The organism is Hymenobacter sp. 15J16-1T3B (genome assembly GCF_020711235.1).
Classification (GTDB): Bacteria; Bacteroidota; Bacteroidia; order Cytophagales; family Hymenobacteraceae; genus Solirubrum.
On sequence record NZ_JAJFAV010000008.1, the window covers coordinates 85194 to 97138 of the forward strand.

The following is an 11945-nucleotide window of genomic DNA, read 5'->3' on the forward strand; positions in this document are numbered from 1 at the left end:
CGCGGGCTGACACTGGGAAGCAATATCCTGCTGATTGGAATTACTACCGAGCAAGATGTCTCGACAAGCTCGACATGACGGCCTGCAGTAGCTCGCCACTTTCACTTCACCTCACCATCTCGCCACCGATGGTTATCTTGATCAAGCGCTTCGGCCAGTTGGGCAACCGCTTATTCCTCTTTGCGCACCTGGTGGCCAACGCCGCCGAACACGGCTACGCCCTGGCCAACCCGAGCTTCAACGGCTACGCCCGGTACTTCCAGGCCCCGGCCACCGGCGACTTCGGCGGTCTGCCCATCCGCGTCAACGTGCTGCTGGGCTCCCGCTCGGAGCGTTGGCTGGAGCGGCTCTTTAATCTGGTGCAGCGCCCGGCCGTGTTCGGGGCCCTGCACCGGCTGCGGCGGCAGCTGCCCGCCCCGGCCCTGCCCGAACTGCTTTACCTCGACGACGACCACGGCTACGACCTCAACCAGCCCGACTACCTCTCGCTGGCCCGCAGCCAGAAACCCGTGCTGCTGCACGGCTGGTGCTTCCGCGACCGGCCTAACCTGCGCAAGCACGCCCCGCTCATCCGCGAGCTGTTTCAGCTCATCGAGCCGCACCGCACGGCCGTGGCGGAATGCCTGAGCGCCGCCCGCCGCCACGCCGACGTGCTGGTGGGCGTGCACATCCGCCGCAGCGACTACGCCACCTACCTCGACGGCCGCTACTACTACGACGACGCGACCTACGCCCACTTCATGCAGGCCGTGGCGGCCCAGTTTCCGCCCGACCGGCGCGTGGCCTTTCTCGTGGCCTGCTCCGAAGCCGCCCCGCCCGTCGAGGCCTTTCCCGGCGTGCAGGTGCATTTCGCCCCCGGTCACTTCGTGGAAGATATGTACGCCCTGGCCGGCTGCGACTACCTGATGGGCCCGCCCAGTTCCTACTCCATGTGGGCCTCCTTCTACGGCGAAGTGCCCCTGCTGCACCTCGAAACGCCCGGGCAGGCCGTGCCGCTGGCCGCGTTCCAGGTGTATTCCGACGACTAAGCCCCTTCCCGCCTTTTCCCGTGCTGATGATTTTGCGCCTTGCCCATTTCTGCACCCTGCTGCTGCCCGGCACCTGCCTGCTGCTGCCCTCTTCCCAGTCAGGTGCCCAGCTGGGCGGCGAGGTGCTGGTGGTGCGGCACGGTGGCCGCTACACCGGGCGGTTTACCAGCCCCAACTCAGCCGTTCCCTGCGTGCTCATCAAAACTGCCGAGCCGGTGGTGCTGGACGGCTGCACACTGCACGGGGCCGGCGACTTGATTGTAGCCGAGCCCGGTGCGCGCCTGACTGTGCGCAACTGCCGTGGCTACGGCCTCACCCCGAGCGCCGACAACATCAGCCGGGGCCGCTTTCTGTCGGCCACCGAGGCCCGCAGCCTGCGCGTCGAGCACAATTACTTTGAGCACACCATCGGCATCCTGGTGTACCGCTGGGGCGGCGACGGCAGCGTCGCGCAAACCCTAACCGTGCGCTACAACCGCGTGCGCAACATCGACGGGCGCTACCGCAACGGCGAGGCCGACGCCACGGCCAGCTTTCTGGGGCTGAACCAAGTGCGCGGCGTGGCCGGCATCGACATCAGCTACAACGAAGTGGTGAACGAGCCCAACCAGTGCGCCACCGGCGACGTGGTGAACTTCTACAACTCCTCGGGTACCGCGCGCAGCCCTATCCGCTTTTTCCACAACTACATCCAGGGCGCCTACCCCTACCCCGCTACGGCGCCGCACTACACCGGCACCGGCCTGACCACCGACGGCGACGGGGTGTCGGCCCTGACCACCACGGCTTACGTGGAGGCGGCCTACAACCAGATTGTGAGCACCTGCAACGCGGCCATGAACATTGCCGCCGGGCACCACAACCGGTTTCACCACAACCGTATGGTGACCAGCGGCCTGCTGCCCGACGGGCAAGTCCTGAAAGCGACGTACGCCGCCACGTCCATTTTCAACGCTTACCGCCAGCCCAAGACGGTGTTTTTCGGCAACCGCGTCGACCACAACGTCATCGGCTACGCCAAGCCCGGCTACCAGGTGCCCGCCGCCAACCGCCACGACCTGAGCAGCGGTAATTGCACCGGCTGCACCGACAACGAGCACCTGCCCAATCCCATTACCCTCGCTACCGAGCAGCAGGAGTGGCAGCGCTGGCAGCACAAGCTCCAGCGCCGGGGCATCCGCTTGCCGTCCGCCCAGGCAAGGCACCCCCCGTTTCGCCCCTTGGCCCAGCGTTAAGAATTCATTCGCTGCGTGCCTCCGCTAAATAGCCGGGATGGTTACGCAGTAGTTACCTGACTTACAGGAAGGTACTGCTGCTTCCCGCCGGACCGGTGGCCCAGCCAGCCGTAAGTACCTCCTAGCCTCCTTCGGGAGGCTTTTTTGTGCCCATTCTGCGGTAGCCGTAAAAGATATCTGCAATTCAGGGCGCGCATTTCGAAGCACTATTTGATCAATTATATATTAATAAAACACAAATAATGATTTTTTCAGCAAGTATTGCCTTCTGACATTTTTTTATACATTTGCAGTAAGCCGGCCCGAGATAAATTGAATTATTTCAATCTAACGAAGGCAGCTTAACGCTCAAACGTCCGCTTATTTGCCGCGAAACGGCCTTTGCAGTTGGACTATGAGAACGGAGCGGCTCTCGGGGCCAGTGTGGTCAGAAGCTGAGTGATGTTGGACAAGCGCAGAAAGACAATGGCTTCATTTACTGCTGAAAAGCAACTTTTCAAGGTTCCTCCGGCCTAAGGCGTTCTGCGCCTAGGTCCGCTGCCCGACACCGAGTCGGGCTGGCCTATCCCGGGAAACTCGCGCCGACACGGCGCAAAACGGGAACATCTGACCACTTTGGGAATAATTGCACAAAAAAAATCAGCTCACCGGAACGGATTGACTTCTCATCCGGTTAAGCACTCAACAAACCCTATATAGGGTTTCTCATAAACAAAAACAGAATGCAAAAAACCTCTGGAAACATCCGGCCGCGGTTTGACCGTGAAATGTCCTCTGGTGCACGCTTTCTGCCGTTGGTGGCGCTCGTGCTGTTGGTAATGAACTTCCTGGCGCTGCCGCTCTCGGCCCAGAACGTTCCGAATGTGTCATTTCAAGGGCCCATCAACATTACTCAAGGCGGTACTTACACTGGTAACTACCGCAGCAATGACTCCAGTACTCCGGCCGTGACCATTAGTACCACGCAGCCGGTAGTGCTCCAAAACTGCATCATCGCCAGCGCCAGCGACCTGATCCGCGCGGGGGGCGGCAGCAACGTCACGATTCGCAACAGCCAGGGCTACGGCCTGACGCCCACGATGGACAACGTGCCGCGCGGCCGCTTCATCGTCATCAGCGACGGACGCAATCTGGTGGTGGAAAACAACTACCTCGACCACACCTGCGGCATCGTGGTGTACCGCTGGACGGGCAACGGCTCGACTTCGGAGACGGTGCGCGTGCGCTACAACCAAGCTACGAACATTGACGGGCGCTTCCGGAACCAGATTTCGGGCAGCGCGCAGGAATACAACGGCAGCTTCATCGGTTTCAACACCGTGCAGGGCGTAGCCAACATGGAGGTGGCCTTCAACCAGGTCATCAACACGCCCAACGAAAGCTCGACGGGTGACATCATTAACTTCTACAACGCCTCGGGCACGGCTTCGAGCCCGGTGCGGGTGCACGACAACTTCATCAAGGGCGCCTACCCCTACCCGGCTACCAGCACCAGCTACTCGGGCACGGGCATGACCACCGACGGGGACGGCTCCTCGCCGAGCACGACCACGGCCTACGTGGAAGCGTACAACAACCAGTTCCTGGCCACCTCGAACGCGTCGATGAACATTGCCGCCGGCCACGACAACTACTACCACGACAACCGTCTGATTACCAGCTCGTACTTCCCCGACGGCTCGCCGATGCGCGCCGTGTACGCCGCTACTTCGATCTTCAACTCCTACCAGATGCCGAGCAACGTGTTCTTCGGCAACCGCGTGGAGAACAACACCATCGGCTTCCGCAGCGTGGGCTACAACATTCCGTACCCCGACCGCCACGACCTGAGCTACGGCAACTGCACCCCGTGCACGGGCACCACGCACCTGCCGAACCCCATCACCCTGGCCACCGAAGACAACGAGTTCGTGTTGTGGCAGCAGAAGCTGCAGCAGAACGGCATCACCATCGGCGCCAGCGGCGTGAACCCCACCACGCCGTCGACCAGCCCCGGCTCCACCACGCCGACCACGCCGACCGCCCCCTCGACCGGCACCGGCACCACGGGTAGCGGCAACACCGGCAGCACGCCGATGGCCGGCCCGAGCGGTTACACCTTCTTCCGCGGCCTGAACCTGAACGGCTCGGCCGTGACCCTGGACGGCAACAACTGGGAAGCCGCTAGCGGCGCCGCCGGCGTATCTGTCAACGCCACGCCCTACTCGGCCCCTGCGGTGACCCTGACCCCGAACACCGACGCGGCCCGCGCCGACATGATTCGCAACTTCGTGTACGGTCGCAACGTGACGGCTTCGGTTGGCAACGTGGCCAACGGCACCTACGGCGTATACCTCTACGTGTGGGAAGACAACAACGCCGAAACCTACGACATCTCGGTGGAGGGCCAGACGGTGCGCACGGGCTTCAACAGCGGCGCCGCCGGCAGCTGGCAGCGCCTGGGTCCCTTCACGGCCAACGTGACCGACGGCACCATCTCGGTGGCTACCTCGGGCGGCGACGCCAACCTCTCGGGCATCGAAATCTGGAAGCAGAGCACGGTGGCCAACCAGAACCCGACCGTGACCCTGACGGCCGCCAGCACCGTGACGGTGAACACCGCCCTGGCCCTTTCGGCCACGGCCGCTGACGCCGACGGTAGCGTGGCCAAGGTGGAATTCTTCAACGGCACGACCAAGCTTGGCGAAGACACCTCGGCTCCCTTCACGCTGAGCTACACCCCCACGACCACCGGCACGCTGTCGCTGACGGCCAAGGCCACGGATAACGCCGGCGGCACCGCCACCTCGACGGCCGTGAGCGTAACGGTAGGCGCGGCTACGGTGGTTACCCCGCCCACCAGCGGCGGCACCACCGGTCCGACGGGCTACACCTTCTTCCGCGGCCTGAACGTGAACGGCTCGGCCATGACCCTGGACGGCAACACCTGGGAGGCTGGCAGCAACGCCGCCAACGTGACTTACAGCGGCGGCTCGCCGCTGACGAGCACCGTGGCGCTGAACCCGAGCACCGACGCTTCGCGCACCGACCTGATCCGCTCCTTTATCTGGGGCTACCACGTGACGGCTTCGGTGGGCAACGTGGCCAACGGCACCTACGCCGTGTACCTCTACGTGTTCGAAGACAACAACCCCGAAACCTACGACATCTCGGTGGAGGGCCAGAAAGTGCGCACGGGCTTCAACAGCGGCTCGGCCGGTAGCTGGCAGCGCGTGGGCCCCTTCACGGCCAACGTGACCGACGGTAACGTTTCGGTGGACCTGCAGGGCGGCGCCGCCAACCTCTCGGGCATCGAAATCTGGAAGCAGAGCACGACGACCACCACCCCGACGACGCCTCCGACCACCACGCCCACGACGAGCACGCTCTTCCGCGCCATCAACGTGAACGGCTCGGCCACGACCATCGACGGGCTGAACTTTGAGGCGGGCACTACCCCGGCCAACGTCAGCACCAACGGCACGCGCCTCACCGCGCCCAACGTGACGCCGAACCCGGCCACCGACGCCGCCCGCACCGGCATGCTCCGCTCCTTCGTGTACGGCCAGAACCTGCGCTACAACGTGACGAACGTGCCCAACGGCACCTACGACGTGGCCTACTACTTCTTCGAAGACAACGCCGCGGAGACCTTCAGCGCGACGGTGAACGGGCAAGCGGTGCTGACCAACTACAACAGCGGCCCGGCCGGCACCTGGCGCAAGACCACCCCGGTTCGGGTGACGGTCAGCAACGGCCAGATCCTGCTGCAAACCAACGGCGGCTACGCCAACCTCTCGGGCCTAGAAATCTACAAGGTCCAGTAAATTTCCACCAGCTCCTCGGTACAGCGCCCGGCCCTGCAAGGCCGGGCGCTGTTGCGTTATAGCCCCGTTGCGGGGCAAATCGGCGCCCGCTTACCAGCAGAAATAGATTTTCCTTTCCCCAGCCCGCCCCGTGGTGCGGGCTTTTTTGTGCTTAGCCCCCACATATAGAATTATTCCGCTCAATTAAATAATTTTTCCTACAACAACCATTGCAATTACCAATTCAAATACAATTATTTGCTGGCAAAGTTCTAGAGTGCTGCTTTTCCAGAATTTCCACCAATTATAGTTTCTCCGCCCATGAAGCGCGCCCTCATCACCGGTATCACCGGCCAGGATGGAGCCTACCTGGCTGAACTGCTCCTCAGCAAAGGCTACGAAGTGCACGGCATCAAGCGCCGCTCCTCGCTCTTCAATACCGACCGTATCGACCACCTCTACCAAGACCCGCACGAATCGGATGTGCGCTTCAAGCTCCACTACGGCGACTTGACGGACTCGACCAACCTGATCCGCATCGTGCAGGAAGTGCAGCCCGACGAGATTTACAACCTCGGCGCCATGTCGCACGTGAAGGTGTCGTTCGACACGCCCGAGTACGTGGCCGACGTGGACGGCATCGGCACCTTGCGCCTGCTGGAGGCCGTGCGCATCCTGGGCCTGACGCACAAGACGCGCATCTACCAAGCTTCGACCTCGGAGCTGTACGGGCTGGTGCAGGAAGTGCCGCAGCGCGAAACCACGCCGTTTTACCCCCGCTCGCCCTACGCCGTGGCCAAGCTCTACGGCTACTGGATTACGGTCAACTACCGCGAGGCGTACCAGATGTACGCCTGCAACGGCATCCTCTTCAACCACGAAAGCCCGCTGCGCGGCGAAACCTTCGTCACCCGCAAAATCACCCGCGGAGTGAGCCGCATCGGGCTGGGCCTGCAGGACAAAATCTACCTGGGCAACCTGGACGCGCGCCGCGACTGGGGCCACGCCAAAGACTACGTGGAGGCCATGTGGCGCATCCTGCAGCAGGACACGCCCGAGGACTTCGTCATTGCCACCGGCGTAACGACCACCGTGCGCGACTTTGTGCGCATGGCCTTTGCCGAGCTGGGCGTAGAGTTGACTTTCTTCGGCGAGGGCGCCGACGAAACCGGCCACGTGGTGGCCTGCCACAATTCGGATTACCAGCTGCCACTGGGCAAGGAAGTGGTGGCCGTGGACCCCACCTATTACCGCCCCACCGAAGTGGAGTTGCTCATCGGCGACCCCACGAAAGCGCAACAGAAACTGGGCTGGACGCCCCGCTACGATCTGCCCGCGCTGGTGCAAGACATGATGCAGGCCGACCTGGAAGTATTTCGCCGCGACGCGGTGCTGCTCGAAGCCGGCCACCGCGTGCTCAACTACTACGAATAGCCGTGACCTGGTGAGGGGGTGAACTGGTGAGTTGACGTTCCGCTTGCGCAAGCTGCGCGGTGCGCGCCACCAGCCCATCCAGCTCACCGGCTCACCCCCTCACAATTTCACCTTTCCAAACATGGACCTGAACGCCAAAATCTACGTGGCGGGCCACCGCGGCATGGTGGGCTCGGCTTTCGTGCGGCGCCTGCGCCGCGCCGGCTACACCAACATCGTTACGCGCACCTCCAAGGAGCTGGACCTGCGCGACCAGGCAGCCGTGACGGCATTCTTCGCCGAGGAGCAGCCCGAGTACGTGCTGCTGGCCGCCGCCAAAGTGGGCGGCATCTACGCCAACAACACCTACCGCGCCGATTTTCTGTACGACAACCTCATGATTGAGGGCAACGTGCTCGACCAGGCCTACCGCCACGGCGTGAAGAAGCTGTTGTACCTGGGCTCCTCTTGCATCTACCCCAAGCTGGCCCCGCAGCCCATCCGCGAGGAGTACCTGCTGACCGGGCAACTGGAGCCGACCAACGAGCCCTACGCTATTTCCAAGATTGCCGGCCTGAAGATGTGCGAAGCCTACCGCGACCAGCACGGCTGCAACTTCATCACGGTGATGCCCACCAACCTCTACGGCCCGCACGACAACTACGACCTGCAGAACTCGCACGTCATGGCCGCGCTGCTGCGCAAATTCAGCGAAGCGGCCGAGCTGAACCTGCCCGAGGTGACCGTGTGGGGCAGCGGCGAGCCGCGCCGCGAGTTTCTGCACGTGGACGATTTGGCCGACGCCTGCCTGCACCTGATGCTGCACTACGACGGCCGCGAGCCGGTGAACGTGGGCACCGGCGAAGACCTGACCATCCGCGAGTTGGCGGGCCTGCTGGCCGAGCTGACGGGCTTCCGCGGCCAGGTTGTGTTCGACAGCAGCAAGCCCGACGGCACCATGCGCAAGCTGCTCGACGTGAGCCGCCTGCACGGCCTGGGCTGGCACCACCGGATCAGCCTGCGCGAGGGCCTGGTTCGCACCATCGCCGACGCCGAGTGGCGCCACCTGCTGGCCCCGCAACCCGAACCGATGCTGGCGGCCTGAGCCCGGGCGAGTTTCCACCCTCTACCCCCTGCTTGGCCCATGCACCAGCTACTCGAACGAGCCCAACGCCGCGCCGGCCGCCTGCTGCGCGAGTGGGTCCCCCTGAACCTGCACTACCGTCCGGTGGGCATTCACCCCAGCAGCCGGGCGCTGCCCGAGGTGCCCAGCGCCGCTGCTACGTACTACGAAGTGGTGGCGGCCCACACCTCGCAGACCGATATTCCGGCCGCGTTTTACGAAGCCGCCTCGGCCTACGGCGGGCACTTGCACAGCAAGCCCCCGCGCACCGAGGAAGTGCCCGCCGCCTTTGTGCTGGAGCTACATGATGGGCGCCTCTACGCCGACAACAACGACTCGGTGGCCGTGGTGGCCGCCGACGACCGGCTGGTGGGCGACGCCTCGTTTCAGTACACCAACAAAACCTGGGAAACCATCCGGCCCGAGGACAACAACATCTTCCGGCAGGCTTATTTCCTGGAGCCAGTGCCCGTGCGCGGCACCGTGTGCAGCCTGCTGGCGGGCGGCGGGGCGGCCATCGGCAACTTCTACCACTGGCTCATCGACTCGGTGCCGCGCCTGCATTTGCTGCAGGCCGCCGGGCTGCTGCGCGAGGTGGACTACTTTCTGGTGTACAACCGCGACTGGCGCTTCGTGCAGCAGACGCTCACGCCGCTGGGCATCCGGCCTGAGCAAATCATCGACGTGCGCACCCACCGGCACCTGCGCGCCGACCGCCTGCTGGTGACCTCGCCGGTGCGCGGCACCGGGGCGCACACGCCGGAGTGGGCCTGCGACTTTTTGCGCCGCAGCTACCTGCCGCCCGATCCAGGCCTGGTGGAGGCGCGCAAGTTCTCGCCCTACGTCTACATCAGCCGCCGCGACGCCGACGCCCGCCACGTGCTCAACGAGGCCGCCGTGGAAGAGCTGCTGCGGCCCTACGGCTTCCGCACCTACGTGCTCAGCCAGCTCTCCTTCGCCGAAAAAGTGGCGCTGTTTGGCGGCGCCAAGGCCATTGTGGCGCCCGTGGGCGCCGGGCTGAGCAATTTGGTCTTTGCCCCGACGGATACGCCGGTGCTGGAGCTGCTGCCCCAGGGCTTCGTGGTACCCGATTTCATGGAGCTGAGCTACCGGCTCGGGCTGGCGTACCACTGGCTGGTGTGCCCGAATCCGCAGGCCGCCACCAACCTGGGCGACGCCCGTCGGGAGCACCTTACCGTCGACCTGAACGCGCTGCGTTCCTGCCTTCCCCACCTGCTCGGCCAGTCGGCCGGGGCGGTGGCCCCCTGACGACCGCGGCCGCGGGGCGCCACCTCTCCGGCCTGTTTTTTTCTCTGACTTCCGCCAGTCATGGGTGCTAGCACTCCTTCCGTTTTGCTGTCCATCGTGAGCTGGAACAGCGCCGCCACCATCGAAGCCTGCCTGCGCTCGGTGCTGCGGCAGAGCTACCGCGACTTCGTGGTGTGGGTGGTCGACAACGCCTCGGCCGACGACACCTGCGCCCGCGTGGCCGCCCTGGCCGCCGAGGACGCCCGCGTGCGCCTGCACCGCCTGCCGCAGAACACTGGCTTCTGCGGCGGCCACAACTACGCCCTCGACCGCACCCGCACCGACTACGTGCTGCTGGTGAACCCCGACGTGGACATGGCGCCCGATTACCTCGCCCGCGCCCTCTCGGCCATGCAGCGCGACGCCCGCATCGGGGCCGTGTGCGGGCTGCTGGTGCAAAGCCACGACGCGGACCCGCGCATCGACTCGGCCGGGCTGCTGCCCTTGGCGGGCGGACGCTACGGCCTGCGCCACCACAACGAACTGCTAAGCCAAGCCAACGTGCAGCCCGGCTGGGTGGCCGGCGCCGACGGGGCCCTGCCCCTGTACCGCCGCCGTTTCATCAACGATTTGCGGGTGGAAGGACAGTTTTTCGACGAGCGGTTTTTCGCCCACAAAGAAGACTGGGACGTGGCCTGGCGCGGCGAGCTGTACGGTTGGCGCACCTGGCTGGAGCCGAGCTGCCGGGCCGTGCACCCGCGCGTGTTCCGGCCCGGCAACTGGGCCCTGCGCCAGCGACTGAACGGCGCCATCAAGGCCGACGCGGTCAAGAACCAACTGCTGCTGCTGATCAAGAACGCCCCCGCGGGCCGCGCGCTGCGCACTTGGCTGCGCGCCTTGCCCCGGCAGCTGGCCATTCTGCTGTTCCTGGTGTTGCGCGAACCCCGCTCCCTGACGGCTTACCGCTACGTGTGGCGGCACCGCCGGGCGTTGTGGGCGTCGCGGCAGCGGGTGCAGACCCGCGCCCACCAGGGCTGGCCTCCGCCGCCCGAGCAGCCCCTGCCTACCCCGCCCCTGCTCAGCATTTGCGTGCCCTGCTACCACCGCCCCGAGCTGCTGAGCCGGGCGCTGGCCTCCATTGGCCCGCTGCCGGCCGAGGTGGAGGTCATCGTTTCCGACAACTCCGTGGCCGACGACGCCTGCGAGGAAGCAGCCCACCGCCTGCTCGTGCCCCAGCCCGCCGCCCAGTGGCGCTACTACCGCAACCCCGCCGGCAGCACCGCCGTCGACAACTTTCGCCTGTGCCTGCAGCGGGCCCGCGGCCGCTACGTGCTGCACCTGCACGACGACGACTACCTGCTGCCCAACGGCTTGGAGCAGATGCTCAGCACGCTGCGGCGGGTGCAGCTGACCCACGCGGCCGTGCTCTTCGGCGTGGAGGTGGTGGACATGCAGCAGCAGCGCTTGCGCTACCAGCGCGCCCGCCAGGAAAGCTACCTACCGCCGGCCGAAGCCGTGGAGCAGCTGCTGACCAATTCCTCGTTTGTGCGCATTCCGGCCATTGTGGTGAGCCGGGCGGCCTACGCCGAAGCCGGGGGCCTCGACGAAAGCCAGGGCAGCACCGCCGACACGGACCTATGGGCCCGGGTGTTTGCCCGGCACGGCGTGCTGCGCGTGCCCGCCTGCACGGCGGCCTACACGGTGCACACCGGAGCCATTACGGCCCGCATGTTCACCCCCGCTACCGTCGACAACCTGCTGCGCATTTTCGAGAAGGTGCGCGCCACCGGGCTGCTGCCCGAGCCGCGGCTGCGCCGGGCACGGGCGCACTTCTTTCACCAGTTCATCCTCGCCGGGGCCTACCGCAGCCTGCAGCAGCACGACGCCGACGCCGCCCGGCAGGTGTTGCAGCTCTTCGAATTGCCCGCGCTGCGCCCGCTTGCCGTGCCGGCCCGCTGGGCGCCAGCCCGCCTGGGCCTCACGGCCCTGTTGCGCGGCACGCCGCGGCTGCCCGGGTCCGGCACCTCGGCCCCGCCCACCGCGGCCCGCTCCGCTTCATCTACTGCCACACCCGCTACGGCCCACTAAGCCCATTACTCCTCACCGGCCTGCT

At 65.2% G+C, this 11945-nt stretch carries 7 protein-coding genes; all 7 read left to right on the top strand.

The features are described 5' to 3' along the window. Nucleotides 1–128 precede the first annotated feature (128 nt). Entirely contained in the window at nt 129–1028 is a 900-nt protein-coding gene (locus LJ737_RS14860) for an O-fucosyltransferase family protein (protein WP_227767062.1), read from the top strand. A 26-nt stretch (nt 1029–1054) separates the two neighbouring features. Continuing rightward, the gene (locus LJ737_RS14865) at nt 1055–2263 is read left to right on the top strand and encodes a hypothetical protein (protein WP_227767064.1); all 1209 of its coding nucleotides are present in this window, start codon (nt 1055–1057) and stop codon (nt 2261–2263) included. A gap of 767 nt (nt 2264–3030) precedes the next feature. Then, on the top strand, nt 3031–6069 hold the full coding sequence (locus LJ737_RS14870) for an Ig-like domain-containing protein (protein ID WP_227767066.1): 3039 nt from the start codon (nt 3031–3033) through the stop codon (nt 6067–6069). A 300-nt stretch (nt 6070–6369) separates the two neighbouring features. Beyond that, nucleotides 6370–7482 carry a GDP-mannose 4,6-dehydratase gene (gene gmd / locus LJ737_RS14875; protein ID WP_227767069.1) on the top strand — a complete coding sequence of 371 codons (1113 nt, stop codon included), beginning with the start codon at nt 6370–6372 and terminating at the stop codon, nt 7480–7482. Between the two features lie 121 nt (nt 7483–7603). Then, nucleotides 7604–8566, top strand: coding sequence for a GDP-L-fucose synthase family protein (locus LJ737_RS14880; protein WP_227767071.1), 963 nt, complete (start codon nt 7604–7606; stop codon nt 8564–8566). A 39-nt stretch (nt 8567–8605) separates the two neighbouring features. Beyond that, the gene (locus tag LJ737_RS14885) at nt 8606–9853 is read left to right on the top strand and encodes a glycosyltransferase family 61 protein (RefSeq protein ID WP_227767073.1); all 1248 of its coding nucleotides are present in this window, start codon (nt 8606–8608) and stop codon (nt 9851–9853) included. A gap of 60 nt (nt 9854–9913) precedes the next feature. Next, complete coding sequence (locus LJ737_RS14890; protein WP_227767075.1) at nt 9914–11920, top strand: glycosyltransferase family 2 protein; 2007 nt, start codon at nt 9914–9916, stop codon at nt 11918–11920. Nucleotides 11921–11945 lie beyond the last annotated feature (25 nt).

What these genes read in the sequence shown, in the direction of transcription:
- LJ737_RS14885 (WP_227767073.1), top strand. Translation starts at nt 8,606, where the DNA reads ATGCACCAGCTACTCGAACGAGCCCAACGCCGCGCCGGCCGCCTGCTG.
- LJ737_RS14880 (WP_227767071.1), top strand. Translation starts at nt 7,604, where the DNA reads ATGGACCTGAACGCCAAAATCTACGTGGCGGGCCACCGCGGCATGGTG.
- LJ737_RS14890 (WP_227767075.1), top strand. Translation starts at nt 9,914, where the DNA reads ATGGGTGCTAGCACTCCTTCCGTTTTGCTGTCCATCGTGAGCTGGAAC.
- LJ737_RS14865 (WP_227767064.1), top strand. Translation starts at nt 1,055, where the DNA reads ATGATTTTGCGCCTTGCCCATTTCTGCACCCTGCTGCTGCCCGGCACC.
- gmd (WP_227767069.1), top strand. Translation starts at nt 6,370, where the DNA reads ATGAAGCGCGCCCTCATCACCGGTATCACCGGCCAGGATGGAGCCTAC.
- LJ737_RS14860 (WP_227767062.1), top strand. Translation starts at nt 129, where the DNA reads ATGGTTATCTTGATCAAGCGCTTCGGCCAGTTGGGCAACCGCTTATTC.
- LJ737_RS14870 (WP_227767066.1), top strand. Translation starts at nt 3,031, where the DNA reads ATGTCCTCTGGTGCACGCTTTCTGCCGTTGGTGGCGCTCGTGCTGTTG.